Annotated in this window: 19 protein-coding genes; 16 read left to right on the plus strand and 3 right to left on the minus strand. The window is 41.3% G+C overall.

Annotated features, from left to right (window positions below; translation table 11 throughout):
- Nucleotides 1-26 precede the first annotated feature (26 nt).
- The 12 genes from kdpA to EC846_RS06900 all read left to right on the plus strand — a co-directional run bounded on the left by kdpA (nt 27) and on the right by EC846_RS06900 (nt 17,253).
- Nucleotides 27-1,724, plus strand: a complete 1,698-nt coding sequence (gene kdpA / locus EC846_RS06845) for a potassium-transporting ATPase subunit KdpA (RefSeq protein ID WP_123774637.1) — start codon at nt 27-29, stop codon at nt 1,722-1,724.
- Nucleotides 1,725-1,740: 16 nt separating this feature from the next.
- Nucleotides 1,741-3,753, plus strand: coding sequence for a potassium-transporting ATPase subunit KdpB (gene kdpB / locus EC846_RS06850; protein WP_123774638.1), 2,013 nt, complete (start codon nt 1,741-1,743; stop codon nt 3,751-3,753).
- Between the two features lie 9 nt (nt 3,754-3,762).
- Complete coding sequence (gene kdpC / locus EC846_RS06855) at nt 3,763-4,374, plus strand: potassium-transporting ATPase subunit KdpC (RefSeq protein WP_123774639.1); 612 nt, start codon at nt 3,763-3,765, stop codon at nt 4,372-4,374.
- A 12-nt stretch (nt 4,375-4,386) separates the two neighbouring features.
- Nucleotides 4,387-7,032: a sensor histidine kinase gene (locus tag EC846_RS06860; RefSeq protein ID WP_123774640.1), complete on the plus strand. Its 2,646-nt coding sequence runs from the start codon at nt 4,387-4,389 to the stop codon at nt 7,030-7,032.
- 11 nt (nt 7,033-7,043) lie between these two features.
- Entirely contained in the window at nt 7,044-7,742 is a 699-nt protein-coding gene (locus tag EC846_RS06865; RefSeq protein ID WP_047428947.1) for a response regulator, read from the plus strand.
- Nucleotides 7,743-7,917: 175 nt separating this feature from the next.
- Nucleotides 7,918-8,130, plus strand: coding sequence for a hypothetical protein (locus tag EC846_RS18570; protein WP_032810794.1), 213 nt, complete (start codon nt 7,918-7,920; stop codon nt 8,128-8,130).
- A gap of 91 nt (nt 8,131-8,221) precedes the next feature.
- Nucleotides 8,222-10,099, plus strand: coding sequence for a potassium transporter Kup (locus tag EC846_RS06875; protein ID WP_005258723.1), 1,878 nt, complete (start codon nt 8,222-8,224; stop codon nt 10,097-10,099).
- 204 nt (nt 10,100-10,303) lie between these two features.
- Nucleotides 10,304-10,489, plus strand: a complete 186-nt coding sequence (locus EC846_RS06880; RefSeq protein WP_004773573.1) for a hypothetical protein — start codon at nt 10,304-10,306, stop codon at nt 10,487-10,489.
- A 185-nt stretch (nt 10,490-10,674) separates the two neighbouring features.
- Complete coding sequence (locus EC846_RS06885) at nt 10,675-13,743, plus strand: type VI secretion system Vgr family protein (protein WP_123774641.1); 3,069 nt, start codon at nt 10,675-10,677, stop codon at nt 13,741-13,743.
- Entirely contained in the window at nt 13,740-15,206 is a 1,467-nt protein-coding gene (locus EC846_RS06890) for a hypothetical protein (RefSeq protein WP_123774642.1), read from the plus strand. The genes EC846_RS06885 and EC846_RS06890 overlap by 4 nt, the downstream gene beginning before the upstream one ends.
- A 3-nt stretch (nt 15,207-15,209) precedes the next feature.
- The gene (locus EC846_RS06895) at nt 15,210-16,277 is read left to right on the plus strand and encodes a PoNe immunity protein domain-containing protein (protein WP_123774643.1); all 1,068 of its coding nucleotides are present in this window, start codon (nt 15,210-15,212) and stop codon (nt 16,275-16,277) included.
- Nucleotides 16,278-16,356: 79 nt separating this feature from the next.
- Entirely contained in the window at nt 16,357-17,253 is an 897-nt protein-coding gene (locus EC846_RS06900) for a PoNe immunity protein domain-containing protein (RefSeq protein ID WP_123774644.1), read from the plus strand.
- Nucleotides 17,254-17,344: 91 nt separating this feature from the next.
- Here the strand turns inward: EC846_RS06900 and EC846_RS06905 are convergent, their stop codons facing one another.
- Both EC846_RS06905 and EC846_RS06910 read right to left on the minus strand, forming a co-directional pair.
- Entirely contained in the window at nt 17,345-18,718 is a 1,374-nt protein-coding gene (locus EC846_RS06905; protein ID WP_123774645.1) for an NAD(P)/FAD-dependent oxidoreductase, read from the minus strand.
- 76 nt (nt 18,719-18,794) lie between these two features.
- Complete coding sequence (locus EC846_RS06910) at nt 18,795-19,547, minus strand: hypothetical protein (protein ID WP_123774646.1); 753 nt, start codon at nt 19,545-19,547, stop codon at nt 18,795-18,797.
- Nucleotides 19,548-19,628: 81 nt separating this feature from the next.
- On the opposite strand from EC846_RS06910, the gene EC846_RS06915 reads away from it, so the two are divergent.
- Both EC846_RS06915 and EC846_RS06920 read left to right on the plus strand, forming a co-directional pair.
- Nucleotides 19,629-20,225: a TetR/AcrR family transcriptional regulator gene (locus EC846_RS06915; protein ID WP_069576117.1), complete on the plus strand. Its 597-nt coding sequence runs from the start codon at nt 19,629-19,631 to the stop codon at nt 20,223-20,225.
- A gap of 291 nt (nt 20,226-20,516) precedes the next feature.
- A complete protein-coding gene (locus tag EC846_RS06920; RefSeq protein ID WP_069576121.1) occupies nt 20,517-20,924 on the plus strand; it encodes a hypothetical protein in 408 nt (135 codons plus the stop codon).
- Between the two features lie 42 nt (nt 20,925-20,966).
- Here the strand turns inward: EC846_RS06920 and EC846_RS06925 are convergent, their stop codons facing one another.
- Entirely contained in the window at nt 20,967-22,976 is a 2,010-nt protein-coding gene (locus tag EC846_RS06925; RefSeq protein ID WP_123774647.1) for an esterase/lipase family protein, read from the minus strand.
- Nucleotides 22,977-23,589: 613 nt separating this feature from the next.
- On the opposite strand from EC846_RS06925, the gene EC846_RS06930 reads away from it, so the two are divergent.
- Both EC846_RS06930 and EC846_RS06935 read left to right on the plus strand, forming a co-directional pair.
- Nucleotides 23,590-24,462 carry a phytanoyl-CoA dioxygenase family protein gene (locus EC846_RS06930; RefSeq protein ID WP_123774648.1) on the plus strand — a complete coding sequence of 291 codons (873 nt, stop codon included), beginning with the start codon at nt 23,590-23,592 and terminating at the stop codon, nt 24,460-24,462.
- A gap of 212 nt (nt 24,463-24,674) precedes the next feature.
- Nucleotides 24,675-25,307 carry a TetR/AcrR family transcriptional regulator gene (locus EC846_RS06935; RefSeq protein WP_228200665.1) on the plus strand — a complete coding sequence of 211 codons (633 nt, stop codon included), beginning with the start codon at nt 24,675-24,677 and terminating at the stop codon, nt 25,305-25,307.
- Nucleotides 25,308-25,359: the final 52 nt, after the last annotated feature.

Genomic DNA, 25,359 nt, shown 5'->3' on the forward strand with positions numbered 1-25,359 from the left:
TGACCAATTTTTAAATGGCATCTGCTATGTGGGAATTTATTTCTGTATTTGTCCTTTCCTTGCTGCTGGCTTATCCGCTCGGTGCTTATCTTGCCGATGTGATGCAAGTCAAACCAATGAAAAGCGACCGATTGTTTAACTGGATCGAGCAGCCAATTTATGCCGTACTTGGCGTAAAGCGCCGTGGTATGAACTGGCGCCAATATCTTGCTGCTTTTACCTTTAGCAATATTTTACTGCTTGGTGCAAGTGTCACAATCTTGATGACACAGGCATGGCTGCCTCTGAATCCTGATCATATTCCGAATATGAACTGGGATTTAGCTTTGCATACCACGATCTCATTTCTGACCAATACCAACCAGCAACATTATTCAGGGCAGGCTCAACTGTCTTATCTATCACAAATGACCGTGATTGTCGGCTTGCAATATTTATCACCCATAATTGGTCTGGCCTTATTGGTCGCTATGTTAAGGGCTTTATTCCTGCAATCGGGTCGTGGAGAAGGAGCGAATCAAAAAGACTGGGATACGATCAATCTGGGTAATTACTGGATGGATCTCATTCGCCCATTATTTAGATTCTTTATTCCACTCGCTTTAGTTTTTTCTTTGCTGCTTACTTTTCAAGGTGTGCCAGCAACCTTGTCTGCGGGACCAACAGCACAGGTCTTAGATCAAAGCGCTGAGGTACAAACACAACATATTCCACTTGGTCCTGTTGCGCCCATGGTTGCAATTAAACAGCTTGGCAGTAACGGTGGTGGTTGGTATGGCCCAAATAGTAGTGTGCCTTTAGAAAACCCAACACCATTATCCAATGTGATTGAGATGATTGCGATCTTACTGATCCCATTGTCAGTGGTGTTTATGGTCGGACGCTTTATCCAACGTAAAAAACTGATGTGGATGATTTTTGGCAGTATGTTGTTGATGTCATTGATATCGACTTCACTGGCTTTCTGGACTGAAAAATCATCTTTAATTGCTAATGTAGCCTTGATGGAAGGTAAGGAAGTGCGTTTTGGTGCGGATGCATCAGCACTTTGGGCAAGTCTCACCACACAAGTGAACAATGGTTCAGTCAACATGATGCATGACTCCGCCTCACCACTCACAGGCTTGGTTGAACTGTGCAATATGCTGATCAATGCCATCTGGGGAGGGATTGGCTGTGGTTTATTACAGTTCTTTATTTATCTATTTTTAGCAGTATTCATTGCTGGCTTAATGACAGGCCGAACCCCTGAATTGTTTGGTCGAAAAGTGGAAGTCACTGAAATCAAGCTTTTAGCTCTTGTGATCTTGTTACAACCCGTGGTGATTCTTGGTTTGACTGCGATCGCAATCGCATTTCCAACGCTGACAGGCAATTCTAATCCAGCATTTCATGGCATTAGCCAAGTGTTCTATGAGTATGTTTCCGCTTATGCCAACAATGGCTCTGGTTTTGAAGGTTTAGGCGATAACACCTTGTGGTGGAATCTGAGTGCCAGTGTCGCTTTATTGGCAGGTCGTTATAGCGTGTTGATTATTCCTGTTTTAATTGCGGTCAGCCTAGCAACCAAACCTCAAGCTGCTGAAAGCAAAGGATCTTTACACATCGAATCACCCACATTTGCACTGACTTTAATCGGGATTGTGTTGATTCTCACCTTATTACAATTCATGCCAGTGTTGGTGATCGCACCAATTGCTGACTATCTGTCTATCAAAGTTTAAGTGTGGAGCAAGCTCAATGAAACATTCAAATGCGACACAACAGATGGATATTTTGAATAAAGAAATCCTTCAACAAACCTTTTATAAGCTATTACCGCAATATGCATTTAAAAATCCAGTCATGGCATGTGTATGGGTGGGCACACTCTTAACCATTGCAGCGACCTTGATGGGAAGTACCAGCTTCGGTTTCGGTGTAGTGTTGAGCTTGATTCTATTGGTCACTGTATTATTCGCCAATTATGCTGAAGCAGTCGCAGAAGCCAAAGGACGTGGACAGGCAGCATCCTTACGCCAAGCGCGTGAAAACTTAACTGCTAATCGGATTGCCGATCTGGATGCAGCACCGATAATCATTTCTGCAAACCTACTCAAAAAAGATGATTTGGTGATTGTCAAAGCTGGTGAAATTGTCCCTGCGGATGGGGAGATTATTCAAGGTTTCGCGACCATTAATGAGTCTGCGGTGACTGGTGAGTCTGCACCTGTATTACGTGAAGCCAATACTGACCGTTCAGGTGTCATTGGGGGAACCAAAGTTTTATCTGATGAAATTATGATTCGGGTGAGTAATGAAGCGGGACATAGCTTTCTAGATCGTATGATTGCATTGGTTGAAGGTGCCAATCGCCAAAAAACACCGAATGAGATCGCACTGAGTATTTTACTCAACATCATGACCATTACCTTTATTGTGGTGGTCGCGACCTTGCCATTCATTGGAGCGATGGTCGGGATCAAAATCAGTCTAGTCTTGTTGATTGCTTTACTGGTGTGTTTAATTCCAACCACCATTGGAGGATTACTGCCTGCAATTGGAATTGCGGGGATGAACCGTGCTTTAAAAGCCAACGTCTTAGCCAAATCAGGTAAAGCGGTTGAAGTTGCGGGTGATATTGATGTGCTGCTATTAGATAAAACAGGCACGATCACCTATGGAGACCGCCAAGCCACTGCATTTTATCCTTTGGCTGGCGTAAGCCCAAGAGAGTTACGCCAAGCCGCAATGTTAACTTCTTTTGCCGATCCAACTCCTGAAGGGAAGTCGGTAATCAGCCTTGGGAAAGAACTGGGTGAAAGCATTAAAGAACCTGTAGATGCAGAATTTATTCAGTTTAGTGCGGTAACACGCTTGTCTGGTGTGGATTTAGTCACAGGGCAAAGCATTCGTAAAGGTGCGGTGGATGCGATTATTAAATTTACTAACCAAGACATCAGGGATAACGTTGAGCTTAAAACCCGCGTAGAACAGGTTGCTTCGAAAGGCGCGACCCCATTAGTGGTTGCTTCGAATCACAGTATTTTAGGGGTGATTGAACTCTCAGATGTGATTAAACAAGGAATTAAAGAACGCTTTGCACTATTACGTGAGATGGGCATTAAAACCATTATGGTCACAGGGGACAATCCATTGACTGCCGCTGCGATTGCAGCTGAAGCTGGGGTGGATGATTATATTGCTGAAGCACGACCTGAAGATAAACTGGCCTGTATTCGTAAAGAACAAGCGGCTGGTAAATTGGTGGCGATGGTCGGTGACGGAACCAATGATGCACCTGCTTTAGCTCAAGCAGATATTGGCTTAGCCATGAATTCAGGCACCCAAGCAGCCAAAGAAGCAGGCAATATGGTGGACCTTGATTCAGATCCAACCAAACTGCTTGATGTCGTGGAAATTGGGAAGCAGCAATTAATCACTCGCGGTGCATTAACCACCTTTTCTTTGGCAAATGACGTGTCTAAATACTTTGTGATTTTGCCCGCTTTATTTTCAGTGGCAATTCCGCAACTGGGTGTACTGAATATTTTGCAACTGAGCAGTCCAAGCAGTGCCGTGATTTCAGCCTTGATCTTTAATGCGCTGATTATCCCGATGTTGATTCCATTGGCACTAAAAGGGGTGCAGTTTAAGCCTGCCAGTGCATTGCAACTATTACGCCGTAATATGTTGATCTATGGTGTTGGTGGAGTGATTTTCCCTTTTATTGCGATCAAGTTGATTGACCTTGTTGTGTCGTTGTGGATTTAGGAGAAAGAAATGAATACCTTAGAAAATCTACCCTTATCAACCGAAATCCAGTCTGCACTACGTCCAAGTATTGGTTTGATCTTGGTTGGCTTTTTGATTGCAGGCGTGTTGTATAGTGCGGTAAGTGTTTCCATTGCTCAATTGGTCTTTCCTCAACAGGCGAATGGTAGTTTGATAGAGCTGAATGGAAAGATTGTAGGTTCAAGTTTGGTGGGGCAAAATTTTGTGAGTGAGCAATATTTTCATGGCCGCCCCAGTGCGGTAAGTTACAATGTTGATGGGATGGCGGGAAGTAATTTGGCGGTTTCTAATCCTGTTTTGCAAAAACAAATTAAAGAAAGAACAATGCAATTTGCCCAGAATAATCATATTTCAGAACAGCAGGTACCAAACGATATGGTTACGGCATCAGGCAGTGGGATTGACCCAGATATTTCACCTGACAGTGCCTTGTTACAAGTGAAACGCGTGGCACAGCAACGCCATTTGTCAGAGTCACAGGTCAAAGATTTAGTACAGCAACAGATTCAGCCTGCACAGTTTGGTTTGTATGGGCAAGCGAGGGTCAATGTTCTACAACTGAATCTGGCCCTAGATCAATTGTCATCGACCACACGTTGATAGAGCGTAATTATGCAGATCGACCGTAATAACAAAGCTGATGCATGGCTGGCACATAGCCAACGTGAACAGTCTGGACGTCTGACCATTTTCTTGGGGGCTGCACCTGGCGTAGGGAAAACCTATGCGATGCTGACCCGAGCACATGAGTTGATGCAGCAAGGGCAGCAGGTTGTGGTTGGAATAGTCGAAACCCATGGTCGATCTGATACCGAACGTTTGATTCAGGGGCTGAATGTTATTCCTCGAAAGACAGTGGAATATCAGGAGCGAATGCTGGAAGAAATGGATCTCGACCAAATTCTCAAGCTGAAACCTGAAATTGTGCTGGTTGATGAGTTGGCACATCGAAATGTACCAAATAGCCGGCATGAATATCGTTGGCAGGATGTGAATGAATTATTAGATGCGGGCATCGATGTCTATAGCACCTTGAATATTCAGCATCTGGAAAGTCTCAATGATGTGGTGTATCAGATCACGGGGATTCGGGTCAGCGAAACCGTACCCGATGCGTTACTCAAACGTTTGAAGGATATTCGTCTGGTCGATTTACCTGTGCCTGAATTATTAGAACGGATGAAGCATGGCAAGATTTATTTGGCAGATGTTGCACCACATGCGTTACAAGGCTTTTTTAAACCTGCTCATTTGACCGCCTTACGTGATTTGGCGATTCAAACGGTGGCAGGACAAGTTGAGATTGATTATCGGGAAAAGTTTGTCACCCAAGGACAGATCATTCCGATTCAGAATCATGTCATGTTGGCGATTGATGGTTCTGCGTTTTCGGAGGACTTGGTACGACGCGCACATCGTATTGCAGAGCGACGCAATGCAATCTGGAGCGTGATTTCGATTCAAAAGAGTCAGACTTCAAATACCCAATCCTTTGCGGTGACTAAAGCATTTAATCTGGCACGTAAACTGGGTGCGGATACCTATTTGCTCTATAGCAATCATATTGCAGCGACTATTTTACAGGCAGCTTATGATTATGGAGCATCCAATATTCTGCTTGGCAAAAGTCCTCAAAAATCATTATGGCAACGGTTGTTCTCAGATCATATTGCCGATCAGTTGTTAGAAAAGCAGTATCCTTTTGAGATTACTTTTGTTCAGCCTTTAAAAGCTAAAAATCATGAGATGAAGCAGGTCGATAGCACTGCTTCATCGTGGCCGAGGCAAGCACTGAATTTTCATCCGCGTGAAATGATTGAAAGCATTTTGATTGTGTTGCTGGGTTTAATCGCGGCAACGGTGAGTGATCATTTTATTGGTTATAGCGAATTGGCTTTAATCTTTGTGGTCACGGTACTTGTGGTTGCAATGCGGGCAAGGATGTTTATCACGATCATAAGTGTTCTGATTTGCTTCCTGCTCTATAACTACTTATTTATTGAACCGCGTTTTACCTTGCGAATTAGTGCCGAGCGTGGGGTGATAACGATGATTATCTTTATCATTTCAGCTTTGCTGGTCGGGCGTTTAGCCAATCAGTTACGCGCTCAGGTATTGAGTTTACGTGCAGCAAATTCTATTTCTGTACAGCTTCAGGAACTGGAGCGAAAATTATCTAGCTGTGTTGATCTTGAGCAAGTTTTGAATGTCGCCAAACAACATTTAGAAAGTTCTTTGAATGCGCTGGTCTGGCTTAGAATCGGAACACAAGAGTCGGGAGCAGACGCTCTATTCAATGAAAAAGATCAGATCGCGGCAAACTGGACACAGAAAAATGCCAAGCCGTGCGGGCGCTTTACCAATACTTTGACTCAATCCGAATGGTGGTTTAATCCGCTTAATCTGGTGGGGGGCTTGGGTGTGATTGCGATACGCTTTCAGCAAAATGCAGAAAGCATCAGTTTTGAACAGCAACGTCTGGCTGAATTGATGATCGATGATATTGCCCAAACGGCTTCGCGGGTACAGCTAGCTTTGCAACTGGAAAATTCTCGTGTGGTCGCTGAAACTGAAAAGTTGCGTTCTGCATTACTGTCTTCGGTATCGCATGATTTACGTTCGCCTTTAGCCGCGATGATTGGTTCTGCGGATACGCTGAAATACTACGGCGAACAGATGCCTGAACAAGATCGCCATGAACTGTTAGATACCATTCATGTCGAAGGTGAACGCTTGGATCGTTATATTCAAAATTTACTGGATATGACCCGCTTGGGCCATCAAGGTTTAAGCTTAAGCCGAGACTGGATCGGTGTTGAAGAGCTGATTGGATCTGCCACACAACGTCTGAAACGCTATCAACCACACGTGAATATTGATGTGTCCTTAACCGAAGATTTACCTCAGCTCTACGTGCATCCAGCTTTAATTGAACAGGCGATTTTTAATGTATTGGAAAATGCGGCCAAGTTTTCGCCTGATGATGTGCCCATCAAAGTAACAATCAAACAAGAGGATAATTTCTTACAGATTGATATCGAAGATCAGGGTGTCGGGATTCCCGAAGATGAACGCGAGCAAATCTTTGATATGTTCTATACCATGCAACGTGGAGATCGTGGTAAAACAGGAACGGGTCTAGGGCTTGCCATCGTAAAAGCCATCATTGGGGCGCATATGGGCAGTATAGAAGCTTTAGCGGGAACTCATGCTCAAGGCACTTTAATTAGAATACGCTTACCACTTCATCAGGATTAAAATCATTATTTATGCCGCAAACATTAAATCAGCATGCCTCTATTCTCATCATTGATGATGAACCCCAAATTCGGAAATTTCTGGATATTGCTTTGCGTGCGCAAGGGTATTCGGTACATGTCGCTGAAAATGGGATGAAGGGACTAGAGAGTCTAGCGACACGTGGTGCAGATCTGCTGATTCTGGATTTGGGTTTACCCGATATGGAGGGACAGAAGGTTTTAACTGAATTACGGCAATGGTCAGATATTCCTGTGATCGTATTATCTGCACGGCCCGATGAAAATCAGAAAATTAAATTGCTGGATGCAGGTGCAAATGATTATGTGACAAAGCCCTTTAGTATTCAGGAACTGTGTGCCCGTATCCGTGTGATGTTTCGCAATAAACCACAACATGCAGAACAAAATACGGTATTCAACGATGGTCAGCTTTGGGTGGATGTGGCAGAACATACCGTCACCTTGGCGGGTGAGGAAATTACCTTAACCAAGAAAGAATTTCAGTTATTAGCCTTGTTGATTCGTCATCAAGGCAAGATTGTGACCCAAAAACAAATCATGACTGAGTTATGGGGGATTACCCATGAAGAAGACACCCATTACCTGAGAATCTTGGTAAAAAAACTCAGAACAAAAATTGGGGATTCAGCGCTGAGTCCAAAATATATTTACACGATAGCAGGTGTTGGGCTGCGTTTTCTGGGCTGATTTTTTAACACATCATTTAAATGACTTTGATCCTGCGTGAATGGATGAGCAGGGCGGGCAAACTTTGTCTAATTAAAGTCGATGGACGAGAGGAAAAATTTACGCAAATTTTACGCCTGTAACTTTTTAAGATTATTAAAATGCGATTTTGGAGATCGTTATTATGGGTAGGTGAATGGGTTTCTTTAATACGGACAGTCAAAGCAATCATTTCCATAACATGGTTCTAAATCAAAAAAGCGTATTTACAGGTTACAGCACTGAAGTCCTGGTTGAAAAATATCCCGTAAAGCCTGCTGAAATACAAAAAATAATTGTTCAGATTTTAAAAGAAAGAGGATACACCTCGATAGAAATACAGCAGATGCTTAAGTTGCAAAGAGCTTAGCGTTGCAGAATCTAGAGCAAAGAACTGAGCTAATTAAAATCACGCATTGTTAAAAATGTTGCCCGCCATAACATGATATAGAACATTCATTATGCAAAGTACTGTAAAAAAAGCTGCATTGCCAGCGACTGCATTAGCAGCCTTAGGCGTGGTCTTTGGTGATATTGGAACCAGTCCTTTATATGCTTTAAAAGAGTCTTTTCATGCCGCGCATGGTTTAGCGATTCAGCCTGAAAATGTATTGGGCATTCTCTCGATTATTTTCTGGTGTTTAATGCTGATTATCAGTATTAAATATATTGCAATCGTGATGCGTGCTGACAACAATGGCGAAGGTGGCATCATGGCTTTACTCGCATTGAATCTGCGTAAAGCTAAAATTACAGATCATAAAAAGATTTATCTGATTGCAATTGGTTTTATCGGCGCTTCTTTATTTTTCGGCGACGGTATTATCACGCCAGCGATATCCGTGCTTTCGGCAGTTGAAGGCTTATCTATTGCCACGAATGCGCTTGATCCTTTTATTATTCCCATCGCGCTGGTGATCGTGATTACATTATTTTTAATGCAAAAACATGGTACCGCTTTTGTGGGGAAATTCTTTGGCCCAATTACGCTAGTCTGGTTTCTCTCGCTGGGGTTGCTTGGTATTGCCAGTGTGATACAGACGCCGTTAGTGCTTGGGATGATTAGTCCGCATTGGGCGATACAATTTATTTTTACCCATCCTGTACAGTCTTTTTTTATTATGGGTGCCGTGGTCTTAACCGTAACTGGAGGCGAGGCGCTCTATGCTGATATGGGACATTTTGGCCCTCAACCTATACGGTTGGGATGGTTTAGTGTGGTACTTCCATGTCTGGTTTTAAACTATGCAGGACAAGGTGCATTACTATTGCGTAATCCTGCTGCCATTGAAAATCCTTTTTATTTGCTGGTGCCGAGTTGGGCGTTATACCCCATGATTATTCTAGCGACAATGGCTGCGGTGATTGCTTCACAGGCTGTTATCTCTGGTGTATTTTCTTTGGCTCGTCAGGCCATACAATTGGGGTATTTACCGCGCTTAAGTATTAAGCATACCTCTGATTTAGAGGCAGGCCAGATTTATGTGCCTTTTCTAAACTGGTTACTTTTAGTCGCAATCGTGGTGCTGATCTTGATTTTTCAAACCAGTTCCAACTTAGCCAGTGCTTATGGTCTGGCGGTCACCTTGACCATGTTGTGTGACACGATTTTGGTTGCGGTCTTTATTTACTATGCATGGAAATGGAGCTTGCCAAAAGTTCTACTTTTGATTATTCCTTTCTTCTTGCTGGAATCTGTTTTAGTCGCGGCGACATCTTTAAAAATGTTCTCGGGCGGTTGGGTACCTCTTCTTATTGGTGGTATCGCAATAACAATATTGATGACGTGGAAACGAGGGCGGGAGCTTACTTTTGCCAAGCTTGAGCACGATACATTGTCACTGGAATTATTCGTCAAAAGTATCGGGAATAGTGTACTGCGTGTCCCTGGTGATGCTGTATTCCTGACTGGGACGCCAAACGTAGTTCCGCATTCGATGCTGCATAATCTTAAACACAATAAAGTCTTGCATGAGCGTAACATTCTCGTGACAGTCGTGGTGGAAGATATCCCATTCGTCTCACATGAAGAACGTATCAGTGTTGAAACTCTGGATGAGCATTTTTATCGTATTAAGATTTTCTATGGGTTTAAAGACGAACCTAATGTGCCGCAAGCATTGGTTCAGGCTTATGAGCAATTAGAGTTTGAATATGATGTGATGCAAATCAGCTTCTTTATTTCACGTGATCGTATTGTGCATAGCGTCGGGGATGGGATGTCACCTTGGCGTGAGCGCTTATTTATTTCGATGCAACGTAATACCAGTCCTGTTAGTGACTTTTATCAAATTCCAACCAATCGTGTCGTGGAGTTGGGAAGCCAGATTGAAATTTAATTGGTGATTTAAATAGTTGCTTCAACTGCATCATGCGTGGTGCAGTTTTATTCTTTTTTATAGATGAGAAAATCTCGATATAAAATATTTTGTTTTAGGCGCTAACATATTTTCTAAGCTGTTATACGGAAAAATACTGATAACAAAACATTAGTTGAAAAACAGGCTGATTAATTTTATTTTTTTATTAAAAAGGAGTGAATTATGAAATATTTTTTATTGGTGGTGACGTTGCTAGGCAGTGTGGGTCTTACGGCTTGTGCTGTACATACGCGTGAGGGAAGTATCGTTGTTGATCCTGAAGGCCGACTCAATGATGGGCGCTACTATGACGGGCATGGAAATGGTCGTTTCTGTCCTCCTGGACAAGCCAAGAAAGGCAACTGTTAGTATATTTTAGAGAATTAATTAGCTCATCTAAGGATGGGCTTTTTATTTTTATATTGATTTTAATTTTTGATATTCCGCTATAAAAATTGAGTGACGTAAATTGTCATAAACAGACAGAACCGTATAGACAGAACAACACTATACTTTGTAAAATGCACTAAATTTAAGCGTAAGCCTATAAGAAGATGTTGAACAATATATTTCAAGCCTTAGACAGCTTAGGGCTTACTGCACAAAAACGCGCCTTACATATTTTATTTTCAAATTCAGATTTAAATACGCAAGTCTTTTTGCAGCGTATCGATGGGCAACACCAAATCAATGCTGGTGTGAAAGCCGAACTTATCTGCCTTTCAACCAATGCCACCATTCCCCTCAAACAATTCATTGGTAGTCAGGTTGCTGTTGATCAGGTTACAGATACAGGGCAATTGTTCCGTACCACAGGTATTATTACTCAAGCTTTGCAGGGGCAATCGGATGGTAGTCTGACAGTCTATAAACTGACTTTAGAAGACCCGACTGCGCTCTGGAAGCATCGCAGAAACAGCCGTGTTTTTATGGCAAAATCTGTGGTCGATGTGGTTCAGACCATTTTTAAAGAATGGCAGGAAAGAAGCCCATTATTCGCTTCTAGTCTGACTTTGGACTTAACTGGACTCAGCCAGCAATATGATGTCCGTCCATTTATCATGTCCCAAAATGAAAGCGACTATGATTTTCTGACGCGATTGATGCGTAGTGAAGGGATTAACTGGCTGATTGATGAAGCACAACTGACAGTACCGAATTCAAGTAGTGCCATTCAGGCGCAACGCTTGAGGCTGATTGATGACAATGCCCAGTATCAGGCTTTGGATCGACGTAAAGTACAGTACCATCGTAGCAGTGCAACGGAACAATTTGATTCGATTACCAGTTTTACCGGCAACCGTTCCTTACAGCCGACTTCGGTGTATGTGAACCGTTGGCAGCCTGATGCTTTAGATATGGATGAAGGCACAGGTTCTGTTCTCACCACCCAGCAGCATTCAGAACAGCATGATGCAACTAGTCTGGGGTTGGAAGATGCATGGCACTTTACCCCAGCATGGATGCAAGACCTGAACAAGGAAGATGGCGCAACGCCTTCAGGTAATCAACAGGTTGAACGTTTCAATCAAAATCTAAGCCATTACCATAATGCACAGGCCAAGCAATTCATTGCCCAATCGACTCTACATGATGCACAAGTGGGTTACTGGTTTGAATTGAATGATCATCCCGAAATTGATCAGCATGATGGGGCAGACAAGGAATTCCTGATTACAGGCAAGCATTTCTATAATCAAAACAACCTGCCTAAAGATTTACATCAACAAATTGATCAGCTATTGGCACAGAGTCAGTGGCAACCTAAACAGTTCAATACAGGTAACACAGAAGAACGCCAAGCCAATCAGCTCACACTACAACGCCGTCAGATCAAGATTGTTCCAGAATACAATCCACAGCAGCATCGTCCCGAAGCTCATCCGCAACGGGCAAAAGTGGTCGGGCCAAGTGGTGAAGAAATTCATGTCGATGAATGGGGCCGCATTAAAGTCAGATTCCTGTTTACCCGCACAGATGATCATAGTCATGATGGTGGTGCAGGAGCCAATGACAACGATACCGATTCTGCATGGATCGACGTACTGACACTTTGGGCAGGTGAAGGCTACGGCGCACGTTTCTTGCCACGTATTGGTGAGATCGTGGTGATCAACTTCTTTGATGGCAATATTGACCGTCCCTATGTGGTCGGACGGATTCATGAAGCCCAACGTAACCCGACCAAGTTTGACAATGCAGGTAAGCTGCCTGATACCAAGAAACTGGCAGGGATTAAATCTAAAGAATACCAAGGCGAAGGCTTTAACCAACTTCGTTTTGATGACACCACGGGTCAGATCAGCGCGCAACTACAAAGTAGCCATGCTACCAGCCAACTGAACCTCGGTAAGCTCAGCCATCCAAAAGACAAAGCTGAAAGTGAAGACCGTGGAGAAGGCTTTGAACTTCGTACTGACCAATGGGGTGCGGTGCGTGCAGGACAAGGCTTACTTGTTAGCACACAAAAGCAGGATCAAGCCCAAGGTGAGCATCTGGATGCACAGCCAGCCAAGCAACAGCTTGAAGGCAACCAGAGCAATGCCAAAGCATTAAGTGAAGTTGCCAAGAACCAGCAAACGGATGAAATTGAATCATTAGAACAGTTAAAAGACTTTGCTGATCAGATTCAGGACAAGATCGCAAAATTTGAGAAAGCACTATTATTACTCAATTCACCTGCGGGAATTGGTTTGAGTACTAGTGAAGATATTCATCTTTCTGCGGATGGACAGATCAATCAGATTGCGGGCGATAGCATTAACCTAAGCACACAAAAAAATCTGGTTGCCCATGTCCAGAACAGGATCAGCCTGTTTGCTGCGCAGAATGGGATCAAGCAGGTGGCTGCGAAAGGTAAGTATGAAGTACATGCCCAGTCGGATGGAATGGATTTACTTGCCAAGCAAGGGATTCAAATTATCTCGACCGAAGACCGCATTGAAATTACCAGCCCAAAAGAAATTGTATTTACCGCGCAAGGTTCGCAACTCAAGCTGAATGGCTCAGGGATTTTTCCGACCACGGGTGGAAAGTTTGAGGTGAAGGCGGGGCAGCATTTGTTTATGGGTGGGGCGAAAGTTTCACCTAATTTGCCAGCATTGCCAGCTCTAAATCTATTGCCTAAAGAACTTGAGTTAAAGTATGTCTACGATGATTTAAAGCCTGTAATCCAAGCACCTTATAAACTAATATTTTCAGATGGTACCTCTCAGGAAGGAATTCTTGATGCAAATGGCTATGCTAAGGTATCTATTTCTGGAGATAAAACACAATCCAAAGTTTATTATGGATTTAGTCTCATAGAGGCAAAGCCTGATAAAGAGAAAGTAGCTAATCCTTTTAAAGATAGGAAAGTTATGAGTGTCGCAGAAGCAGAACAACTAATCGAACAATATAATCAACAAGAATTAGCAACCTTATTAGATGAATATTTTCCTGATGAGATTGAAGATATGATCAAAGGAGATGATATCGAATATGATGATCATATTAGCGATTATGAAGAACATTTAATTGCATCAGAAAATAATGCAGAAGATGTACTGGAGGATGATGCAGAAGAAATTCTATTAAGCGGCGAGGATTCAACTTCTGGGTTAGGGCTAGGAGATAAACAATGAATACAGCTGTAGCAAGAACAACATCTCAAACAATGAGAGTCACTCAGAAAGGTGAGGAGTCGGCAGCTCAATGGATTAAAGGGGTACTTGATGGGAGTGGATCAAGCCCAGCACAGATTATTGTTGCTGTTGTGATTGGTTGTATTCCTTTTGTCGGTCAAGGGGTAGACGTTGGGAATGTCATTGTTTCTGTAGTGAAGATAGCTGAAAAACCAGAAGAGAAAGATAACTGGTTTGATTTGGTTTTTAATCTTGTGGCATTTATTCCTGTAGCTGGAGATGGGTTAAAAATTGTCTTTAAGCAATTACGCTCAGGTAAAGCGATGGGGGCTATTTTAGATGCGATTCCAAGTAAAACCATGCGAGGCAATGTTGATAAGTGGTTTAGAAATGTAAACTGGAATACTTATACCAAAGAGCTGCAAACGACTTGTAATAAGATTATTGATGGTTTAACTGATGTTTTTGATAGCTGGTTAACTAGAGCTGTATTAGGGCAAGCTAGACTAAAAACCTTGGTTACTCAGTTGAAGCAAATGAAAAAAGTTGCCAATCAAAAAATTGATATGGTGATGAAAGAATTACAAGCTGCGCATCGAAAAGCATTGGGTACACCTTACCCTAATACAACAGCACGAGCTCCAGTTGTGACGACGAGAGCACCCTCAACACCAGCAGCAAAGACTCCTAGACAACCGAATCAACAACCTGCGCCTCACACACCGCCAAATGGTAGTGTACCTAAAAATACTGGTGGAAATGCGGCGAATGCTGGCACACAAAATAATTCAACCAAAAGAAAGCAAAGAAAGAGAAGACGACGTTCAAATCAAGAGTTAGGCTCTGGTGGTGAACATATAACGGATTACTACTATGTTAAGCGCATGAAAAGTCGAACTAAAATCAATTTTAATGGTGTGCTTTATGAATATCATGATAAAGGTCACAACGGGATTGATCATGTATGGCATAGTGCAAGATTAGGACATAAATACCGAGTAACCGACAGCAAGGCGACCAATGCTTTAAGTCACAGATCATTGATGACCCCAAAAGCTGCAATGATGGCTTTGAGAATGGGCTTAGATGTTTATATGGCTTCAGATGAAGATGATAAAGTAACACGCTCAGTTGGTACTACTGTAAGTGATGGCGTACAAATGTCACATCTGTGGATTTCTAGAAAAATTGGCAGTGCAGCGATTGTTCCTGCGCACGATAATTTAATTGATGATATAGATGCATGGGAAAGAGTGCAGTTTAAGGCTTCAGCTGAAAAAAAATTAGGTAAAACTATAGCGATTAGATGTCCTTATGATCGAAGTTTAGTGACTATTACTGGAGATAAATTTGATCATCATCAAAAATGTAAGGGGCTTGATAAACCGAAGTGCACACGTACAGTAACCGCCCATGGAATTAAATTAGAATTTGTTTTACCGAATGACATGCTGGAGCGTTAATAAATGTCCGTACAAATAAATGAGCAGAGAATAGATTGGCAAAAGTGGTTAAGTTTAGAAATAAAAGACACAGCTTTGTTTAGAGATAATTTGCTTGAACAAAAAATGTATAGTAAAAGATTTGATACATTTGTGAATGGAATATATTCTGTAACGGATGGTTTTAGTAATTATAAAAATGAAAAAAAATATGGTGGTTATATTGCAGCTGGTCGAAGAAGAATAATAGATGTTTTAGATTTGATTTCCTTACAATATTCGGCAGGTGGACGCCTTGAATTTTTAAAAGAAATATATCCATATCTACTTCACTGGACAGAAGAGTACGCAGAAGCAAGCCATTTATATAATTTAAGTCCTGAGGCAGATGGACGGTATGTTTGGCATATCAGTTTGGGAACAGAAGACTATTGGTATATTGCTTTACGTCTGATTTGTTTTGGACTGTTGACTGGTTATGCAGATCAGATGGATCGGATTATGCCAATCATTGACTATGTAGAAGCAACACCTGAAGGACAGGAAAAAGATGGATTAATTGAACGTTTAGTTGCTCCTTTTGTTGCAGATCGTGGAACTCCACCAGATGAAGCTAGACGACATTTACCTTATCGTAAGCTGATCAAAGTGTTTAATACTCCATCTGAACAGCGTCCAGCTTTAATGCTGCAATACCTAGAAGATTGGTATGAGGCGAGCCGCCGAGAGCCTTATTATGATCAACATCCTCAAACTGATTTAAGATCAGGAAGAGGTTACTATGGCTATTGGTCATGGGAAGCAGCAGCGGTAACGTGGTTGCTGGATATAGATGATACGTCATATTGTGAACATCAGTTCTATCCAAAAGATTTGGTTGATTTTGCTCGAACACAGTCAAAAGTAGTTCTAGATGATCAACAACTAGAGCGAATGAAAGTTAAGGGCGGAGAAGCCTGTATTAAAACAGGTTATTGGAGAACACCAGCACAACCAGATTCACGACAATACTTTAAACAAGGTGAGATTGTTCCCGCACTTATCGAGCTAGATTGGGGGGAGGTATATTGGTATTGGGATGGTGAAAAATAATTTAATCATTTGAGAAAAGCCATCCTCTTTTGGATGGTTTTTTACTTTTACCAAATGATATGTTGCCGGAGTAAGAAAGTTGAATAACCAAATAAATGATTTAAATATTGATTGGGAACAGTGGTTTAATCAAAAAAGATTAGTTCATGAAAATTTTAGAGATAATTATTTAACAGAATTGGATTATCAGGAAAGTTTTGATGAATTTTTAAATGGTATTTATTCAGTAACTGACGGTTTTCAAAAATATAAGACAAATGCTAAATCCAGTAAAATGATGGCAGCGGGTAGAAGACGTATTATTGATGTATTGGATTTAATGTCATTACATTATTCTTCAGGTGGAGATATTGCATTTATTCAGGAACTTTACCCATATCTTTTAAACTGGACAGAAGAATATGCCGAAATTCATAGTCAATATCATCAAAGCCCTGAGGCAGATGGACGATTTGTTTGGCATATCAGTTTGGGAACAGAAGACTATTGGTATATTGCTTTACGTCTGATTTGTTTTGGGCTGTTGACTGGCTATGCAGATCAGATGGATCGGATTATGCCGATCATTGACTATGTAGAAGCAACACCTGAAGGACAGGAAAAAGATGGATTAATTGAACGTTTAGTTGCTCCTTTTGTTGCAGATCGTGGAACTCCACCAGATGAAGCAAGACGACATTTGCCTTATCGTAAGCTCATTAAAGTGTTTAATGCTTCACCTGAAAAGCGTCCAGCTTTAATACTGCAATACCTAGAAGATTGGTATGAGGCGAGCCGCCGAGAGCCTTATTATGATCAACATCCTCAACCAGACATAAGATATGGAGTTAGCTATTATGGCTATTGGTCATGGGAAGTAGCGGCGGTAACGTGGTTGCTGGATATAGACGATACTCTATATCGTGAACATGAGTTCTATCCAAATGATTTGGTTGATTTTGCTCGAACACAGTCAAAAGTAGTTTTAGGTGATTAACTCCAACAAATCTCTATTTCATTTTGATTGTCTTCGCTTTCATCAAATATAAGAAAGAGATTTGTTATAGAGCTTTTTATTTAAAACTTACTCACCTCACCGAATCTGTGGCAATAGAACGTGCTTTACGGTCAGTTAGACGATCATAAAAAGCAGCCGCTGAGAAAGCGGTTTTAAAAGCACACCACTGCAATGGCTCAGGGAGGGTCGAAGGCGTTTTATGATACAGGGCTGTTAAAATAGGACTCTCAACGCCTTTAATTTTCTCGGCAAGTAGCTGCCCCATGAAGGATTGAGTGGCAAGCCCATGTCCAGTGCAGCCAGCAACATAAATGATATTTTGATGTGTTCCTGTAGTACCTACAACAGGCAGAAAATCATATGCCACGCTAACGTAACCACTCCAGCAATGCTTAACACCAAGACCTTGTAAGGTAGGATGACGTTCACGTAAGGTCTGTACCAGTGCAGCATAGGCATCTTGATCTGGCACATTCGGGGTCTTTGAACCATAAACATAATTTAACTTCTTCACCGTCAAGACCATCGTATTGTGTGCTGTGAGACGATGGCTCTCCATCATGAGATGCGGTGTAATAATTCCTTCTCTATTCTGCCAACCCAAAGATGCCAATTGCTTTGGAGACAACTGTTGGGTTTCAATTGCTGATACGCGTATCGGCGCTACCTTATCACGTAGTAACCCCAACTGTGGTGTGAACGCATTTGTCGCCAATACCACGATTGGGGCTGTTGCACGACCCCGTGGAGTCTTGCAGGTTATTTCCGCGCCTTCACTGTAAGACAGCAAGGGCGTTTTTTCATAGAGCTTAACGCCTGCCTGAAGTGCCGCACGACGTAAACCGCTGACATATTTACCAGGATTGAGCGTGCCGCCACGTTGCTCACTACCAAATAGAAATGCTGGTGGAATACCGCGAGCGCGCATTTCAGCTTGATCTACAAAGCGAGTGATTGACCCCAGTTCACGACCAACCTCCATACTGCGACGTAGCCATTTTTCCTGAGAAGGATCAATCGCAGCACGTATGATGCCAGAAGGGTTGTAATCACATTGAATTTCTAACTCGGCTAGACGCTTTTCGACGTAGCACACGGCTTCGTCATAAAAATTCACAAATTTTCGTGCATGCTCAACGCCGACTCGTTTTGCGAACATTTCAAACTCAATTCCCATACTGCCGAGTAGATAACCAGCATTACGCCCACTGGCACCGAAGCCACCGAACTCCTGTTCAAGCACAATCACTTTTGCACCACGGGCGGTCAGCTCAAGGGCAGTTGAGAGCCCGGCAAATCCAGCCCCCACCACAATGACATCAGCGCTGTCGGAACCTTCCAGTTCTGGTTGAAGATCATCTGGTTGCTCTATCCAGCCACCCAGAAGACGAAAGGGTAACGATTTTGGGTTGTAGTTCGCCATTTCTTCATTGATATGATTCATTTGCTATCCTTTTTTATCTTCACCGTACTCCTGTACGGTGTTTGATTTTAAAAATAATGATGCGGTGATGTATGGATTAGTGAGCTGGAACCAATGATGCTCTGGAAAGTGTCTGAGAACGTGCCAGTGCGTCATAAGCGTAATACAACTGGATGACAGCATAAGCCCAGGTAATGAATGCCCAAGTCATAAAGATCATATGCGTATCATCGCCAGGGATCGGGAAGAAGTCATAGACGATTGCGACGGCGAGGCTGACGATTAAAGTGAATGTTGTCGCCACGGCATGCAGAGTTTCCCCAGCACGTGCCAAGCAAAGAATGAAGTAGCAGAGATAGATCGCAAGAATCACCCACATGACGACGTAAAAATACGGGCGTATCCCTTCAAAGAAATCGGCCAGAAAGATAACAAATGTGCCCGCAAATGCAGCGGCGAACAGCAGCACTTCCTTCAACGCTGTGGGTTTATAATTATGGGTCAGTGCCATTAAGCCCAGTACGGCAATGACGGGCATACCAAAGCTGCGTGAGAATGAATCCAGAAACATTGTAATTGAATAATGAACATGTCCACCCGTCAGCATATACAACACAAAGTTTGTCGCAGAAAAAGCCACAATCCACCATTCTAGTCCAAGCAGGTAGTTGTTCTTCTTGAGAAATTTCGCGCCATAAATCCAGCCCGAAAGCGCCAGCACAATACAGGCAACTAGCCCACAGATATTGATAATTTCCAGAATAGCGGCATGCAGCATTTCACTATCAGTTAAGATTTGTGCTGTTGTAGCGTCCATTTCGCTACCGACAGCAAGTCCAAGTATTTTCATAATATGACTTCCTTTAATTAATTGACTGTCATGTCAGTAAAATAATATGGTATGATTAATTAGTAAACATTTTTTTTATTTATGACGATGATGGAAAACAAGATAGGAAGACCGAGTAAAGCGCATGAAAGGTCGTATGAAATTCTTCAAGCTGCTGTTTCAGTCGTTGCTAGGGAAGGACTAGAAGGAATTACTTTTGCCAAAGTCGCGGAAGCATCAGGCATGCAACGCACGCTGGTACATCATTATTTTTCTTCACGTGCAGATTTAATCAATGCTTTTATTGAGCACTATATTGGAGAAATGGGGACTGCAATTATTCATCGGTTTAGTGGAAAGCCATTGAGCGAAAGAATCGTCATGTTATTCACGCCCGAAGTTTATCGGAGTCAGGATGATTTGATTGTTTGGTTAGAACTGGTTGCGCAAAGTGCCAGAAATCCGTTGATCAAGCAGATGCTGCATGATCTTTGGACACAGCACTGGCTGCCTGATTTTGAAAATCAGTTGGCACAAGAGTATCCAAACGCAACTCAAGATGCGATTAGTTCGACTGCTTACGTACTGGCTTGTTTATTTGAAGCATATTGGGGATTCAGTGTGCAAGGCGTTACGGATACACAGAAACAAAAGCAAATGGAACAAACTGTGTTAATGCTGTTGAATCGTTTAATCTGATTTTTATCAGAATAAATTGAAAAAGGTCGCTTAGGAAATGTGACAGTGGATTAAACCAGTTCTACGGACGCTTGATTTAACCTATTCGTGTATAGATGTAGTTTAAGAGCAAATCATCCTTCAGTTTGTTAAGAATGGATTAGCTTAAATTAAGCGTTTTTGTCCTTGATTGAAAGGATCAAAGAGAGATTTATTCAACTGTTATAAAGGCCCGTTCTTGTGAAAGAGGGTTACTTCTTCAACAACAATCAGTAAAATTAGAGACAAGAAAACTAATAATGCACGGTATCTATGAAGAAAAATTCAAAACTCGATCAAGATACATTATTTATAAAATTATTATTCAAATCCTCCTCTAAAGTGACAAAGGAGGAAATCGAGTACTATCGAAAATATCCTGATCAAATTGACCAGGTCACAGCGCCGATCAATATCCATAAAATCTTTTTATGGACGGGAGCATTATTAGGGATTCTGGTTGTAGCAATCGCCAAGTTTCTGAAATTTTCTGGCATGTTAGCATTCTTATCCGAAGGTGTGCTTGAGTTCGTTATCGATATCATTTATGAAAGTGGCATTGCTTTGATTGGTGCGGCAGTGACCGCTTATATGCTCGGTGTGTTACTCAATAAACAACAAGAAAATGCACTGAAATGGCGAGAAGAAATTCGTAAAAGAATACAGGAAAGCGAGCAATAAAAAGAAAAAAAGCTAAAGTGCTGTCACTTTAGCTTTGGATGTTTAGTTTTTCACTTTGTCTAAACCATGCTCGGTTAAATGTTGGCTCAAGATACGGCGAAGTTCCAATACCGTTTCAGGCTTTATTTGAATAGAATGCCCGCCTTTAATGATTTTCTCTGAAATCGCACCTTCTAAATGGGCACTTTTATAAGGAACAATGCCATCGGTAATCTTATCCGTATCATTACTTTTGGTGATATTACCCATGATTGAATGAAAAACTAGACCTTCTTTAGGCTGTATACCCGAGGTGAGTTCCATAAACTCCGACTTATTACTCAAATCGCTAGGGCCATTTTGCAGCCTATTATTGATGGTTCTGACAAAATCTTTAAGATCATCATCATAGCTTGTCAGTGTATCGGTTAATGTTTTTAAAAATACTGAGGGCAGTCCAATAATCTTTCGTGCAGTGACGGTAAACCAGCGGTCGGCGTAGCTTGTTCCACGATGAGGCGCAGCAAGGAAAATGACGCGATCAAAGTTTGGAATCGGTTCCATCTTTAAGCGTTCACCTATGACGGGATGTTTTCTCATCCGTGCTTGCACGTGGTTACTCATCATCGGTAAGGCTTCTTTTGAAATATCAGCATGACTGACTAAAAGGCGGCTAATAATTCCTCCCATGCTATGACCAATCAAAACAGCATTTTGGGAAGCAGGGTCTTGGGGATTGAGAGAGGCAAATGTTTGTTTCAGTAAAGCAGAAATCTGAAAGCGGCTTTCCAGAATAGGCATATTGGTTGAGTAAAATACCTGCCAGACCTGATAATGCTCACGTAGCGTCTTATCGCCCATAATTTCATTGGTCACCGCAATCCACGCCTCTGGGCTACTGGCGAGTCCATGGATCAATACAATCACTTTTTTATTCGGATTATAAGGTTCAAGCATATATAGATGAGGCATGGTCAAACGTTGATTACGGTCGATCAAGGTTAAATAGGCAGCAGAGCCTAAGTTATTCTCCGCTAACCATAAACCATAGGGTGCAGAGAAGTTCGCAGCAAGGGAATATTCTTTATCTTCAATTTTGATCTTTTCGATATGGTAAGGATCATAGATTTTTATTTTGAAATCAGGCCGATTGAGTATCTCGCTGAGAGTGGTTTGCTCATTAACTGGCTGGGCAATCAGCGTCGACGCAAGATAATGGGCTTCATGGATATTGGGATTAACGCCATTTGGGTAAGCATAGTTCAGTGGATCAAGAATATAGGGATTTCCATTTTTGGAATCATTTTCTTTAGTGTGCAAAACCGCGACGAAATCTGCACCGAAACCATCACGACGGTTAATGGTTCTTAATCCAGAGAAATTCATGTTGTAGCTTGAGGTAAATTTCTCAAGCTTTTTACCTTGTAGTTTGGGATAGGAATCAATATCAATCTTATAGGTACTTTCACCAATTTTAATACTGTCTGGAATCGTCGCTGATGAATTCTTAGCACTGTACACATTTACTAACTGATTAAGTGCTTGATTATAGAAGTCCCGAATTTGCACCTGACGATTATCAAAAATACGCTCTTGAGGCTGACGAGAGGTCTTAAACAGATAAGCATAGCTGTACCGAATACTTTTATCTAAAGCTTGAAGTTGTTGGTCTAAACATTCATTCACCTGTGGGGCTGGTTTAGATTCTAATTTAGTATTTTTATTGATTTTGCAATCATGTGAGTCTGCAAGAGTCAGAGCTTTAGAGAGATATAACTCGCTAGCGGCTGATAATAATTGTTCAGTTTGTACCTGAGGAATTTTTTCCAGATCGACAATACATGCATCTGGATTTTTCATGCACAGTTTCATGTCCATATCGGACATATAGAGCAGGTTCAGGCTGGCGCCACTTAATTTATTTTGAGTGAGAATACTGTTACGTTCATTGGCAATGGTGGTATGCAGTGTCTGTTTTTTTAGGCTAACCACCTGACAGCCACTTGTTATTAGAACGCTAAATACAGTCAGAATACACAGCGGCTGATATAGAGGAAATGTAAGTCTTTTCATAAATTGGCCCTTCGGCATTCTGTCCAGATTGGGGAGTTTTGATGCTGGTATTATTTTGAATGTTTGTGTAATGACGATTATTAAAGTGTGGAAACAGTGTGGAGATGAGAGAATAAATTAGACTGCGATAAGAGAATTGATTCATTCATATAAAATTCAAAATAAGAATGTTTATGACTTAATGGCTTGTCATTTTGAATTGTTCATTAATTTTTCTGATAAGAATTCTATTTTATCTAAAGTACTTAATGTCTACATGGGGACAGGCTGGTAACGCAATTCCTAAAAAATGGCTTTTTGAAAGCATGAAAGTCTTATTCTATGACGACTCTAACTTATCAATACCATTGCTAGAGCTATTCTTTAGACCTTCTCTCTGATAGATCCAAAGGTCTCAATTACGTTTCCAAAATGCGATTCGCTCCTAAGTTCTTCATATCTTTATTTTTAATTTACTCGTTGAAAGCTCGGATATCGATTAAATTGAAAATATTAAACTATTGTTCATATAGTTATATTCACTTTTTAATGATTAATTAAATATATATTGCTCAATAAAACTATATGTTCTATAGTTTTATTAAGCAGGACTAAGACGAATAAGGAGAGTTACATGTCTATGCAATTAAGAAGAGTGGATAAAAATGTCGATGTACAAGAACTTTTTGGCATTCTCAAAGAAGATGGTGCAGTGATTTTAGAAGGATTTGCGAGTCTTGATCAGGTTAAGCAAATGAATCTGGATTTTGATCAACCTGTGATTGATACTGGGCCGGGAACAAAAAAAGATGATATAGATGAATTGCTTAAACAATTCCATGGGTACCAGACAACGCGAGTGAACAATTTAGTCACACATAGTAAAACGTTTAGAGAGCAGATATTGAATCATGATCTGATTCATGCGCTTGGTGAACATTTTTTTAGAGAAGAAAGTGGTGATTGGTGGCTGCAAGCGACTCAATTAATTCAAATTGGCCCAGGTAATTCAGCGCAAGCGCTCCATCGAGACTTAGAAAACTATCCAGCTATTATTGGCTTGGGTAAAAGTGGGCCATGTGTCACAGCGAATTGTATGATCGCTTTAACAGATTTTACCGAAGATAATGGCGCAACTCGTGTTGTTCCGGGTAGTCATCTCTGGGATGATTTTAATATGTCGGTTGAAGATCGCTTTAAACACGAAGATACAATTCCTGCACTTATGAAAGCTGGCGATATGTTGATTTGGGAAGGTAAGGTGGTACATTCTGGGGGAGAAAACAAAACTCAAAATGAGTATAGACGCGGTATTACCATACCGTTGACGCCAGCTTATTTTACGCCAGAAGAAACTTATGCCTTCTCAATTGATCTGGAAATTGTGAAAACATTACCTGCGCGTGTGCAAAAAATGATTGGATTTAGATCCGTTTTTCCAATTACAGGTAATGGTTTATGGCAACATAATTATGAAAGATTAGAAGAGTATCTCGGTCTGGATTAATTTATTAAGCTGCTTCATAAAATAAAAGTTCAGAAATTAACAATGGTGGCCTAATCTATGTCAGGATTTAGGCTGCCATTTATTCATTGGATTGAATTTGAGGGGGAATGGGATCAAATACTTGTAAGTTTTTTAGGAAAACTTATAGAATGAATCAGCAAGATAAAATCAAATTTTTGTACTAATAATCGCTTTAAAGTTGGTGGGGTATTGTGTCTAATAAGAGTGAAAAACGTAGCAGAGCTCCTCAGCAAAGGCAGATAGAAAGAACCAATCAAATTTTAGATTGCATGGAATCTCTGCTCAGGGAAAAAGATCCTGATGATATTGGTTTGGCAGAGATTTCTAAAATCACAGGTATCGGCTTACCCTCCATTTATTATCATTTTCCGAATAAAAATAGTATCTTAATCGCACTTGCAGAAAGAGTTCATGAGTTATGGAGAGAAAATATTCGTTCCTATCAAGTTTCTCATACTGACTCATGGCAAGCGTTAATTCTTCAGATTTTATGGATAGGTGCCAACTATCTAAATAATCACGCTTTTGTCCCTAAATTAATGTTGAGCAGTACTGCGCCAGCTGAAACAAAAGCAGTAGATACCAATCAAAGTGCAAATCTAGCTATCGCGATTATGGACAAATTAGACACATATTACGAAGGTATAAACAGAGAGCGATATACTGAAAAGATGATTATTGCGATGTATATATTGGATGGGATCTGGAAGAATGCCTTTCTGCAATATAACGCTCTCCCTGATGAAATTGTGAAAGAGTCCCACAAAGCACTTATCTCTTATTTAAGATGCTATTTCCCCGAAGATTTGGAACATAGAAATTAAGAAATGGGCAACTTTGAATGATGTCTGTTTAAGATTTTATCTGATGATGTAA

The sequence above is a fragment of the Acinetobacter sp. BIGb0102 genome, assembly GCF_003815055.1.
Lineage (GTDB): Bacteria > Pseudomonadota > Gammaproteobacteria > Pseudomonadales > Moraxellaceae > Acinetobacter > Acinetobacter vivianii.

What these genes read in the sequence shown, in the direction of transcription:
- EC846_RS06875 (WP_005258723.1), top strand. Translation starts at nt 8,222, where the DNA reads ATGCAAAGTACTGTAAAAAAAGCTGCATTGCCAGCGACTGCATTAGCA.
- EC846_RS06885 (WP_123774641.1), top strand. Translation starts at nt 10,675, where the DNA reads ATGTTGAACAATATATTTCAAGCCTTAGACAGCTTAGGGCTTACTGCA.
- EC846_RS06930 (WP_123774648.1), top strand. Translation starts at nt 23,590, where the DNA reads ATGTCTATGCAATTAAGAAGAGTGGATAAAAATGTCGATGTACAAGAA.
- EC846_RS06880 (WP_004773573.1), top strand. Translation starts at nt 10,304, where the DNA reads ATGAAATATTTTTTATTGGTGGTGACGTTGCTAGGCAGTGTGGGTCTT.
- EC846_RS06905 (WP_123774645.1), bottom strand. Translation starts at nt 18,718, where the DNA reads ATGAATCATATCAATGAAGAAATGGCGAACTACAACCCAAAATCGTTA.
- kdpB (WP_123774638.1), top strand. Translation starts at nt 1,741, where the DNA reads ATGAAACATTCAAATGCGACACAACAGATGGATATTTTGAATAAAGAA.
- EC846_RS06910 (WP_123774646.1), bottom strand. Translation starts at nt 19,547, where the DNA reads ATGAAAATACTTGGACTTGCTGTCGGTAGCGAAATGGACGCTACAACA.
- kdpC (WP_123774639.1), top strand. Translation starts at nt 3,763, where the DNA reads ATGAATACCTTAGAAAATCTACCCTTATCAACCGAAATCCAGTCTGCA.
- EC846_RS06920 (WP_069576121.1), top strand. Translation starts at nt 20,517, where the DNA reads ATGAAGAAAAATTCAAAACTCGATCAAGATACATTATTTATAAAATTA.
- EC846_RS18570 (WP_032810794.1), top strand. Translation starts at nt 7,918, where the DNA reads ATGGGTTTCTTTAATACGGACAGTCAAAGCAATCATTTCCATAACATG.
- EC846_RS06865 (WP_047428947.1), top strand. Translation starts at nt 7,044, where the DNA reads ATGCCGCAAACATTAAATCAGCATGCCTCTATTCTCATCATTGATGAT.
- EC846_RS06915 (WP_069576117.1), top strand. Translation starts at nt 19,629, where the DNA reads ATGACGATGATGGAAAACAAGATAGGAAGACCGAGTAAAGCGCATGAA.
- EC846_RS06895 (WP_123774643.1), top strand. Translation starts at nt 15,210, where the DNA reads ATGTCCGTACAAATAAATGAGCAGAGAATAGATTGGCAAAAGTGGTTA.
- EC846_RS06890 (WP_123774642.1), top strand. Translation starts at nt 13,740, where the DNA reads ATGAATACAGCTGTAGCAAGAACAACATCTCAAACAATGAGAGTCACT.
- EC846_RS06860 (WP_123774640.1), top strand. Translation starts at nt 4,387, where the DNA reads ATGCAGATCGACCGTAATAACAAAGCTGATGCATGGCTGGCACATAGC.
- EC846_RS06925 (WP_123774647.1), bottom strand. Translation starts at nt 22,976, where the DNA reads ATGAAAAGACTTACATTTCCTCTATATCAGCCGCTGTGTATTCTGACT.
- kdpA (WP_123774637.1), top strand. Translation starts at nt 27, where the DNA reads ATGTGGGAATTTATTTCTGTATTTGTCCTTTCCTTGCTGCTGGCTTAT.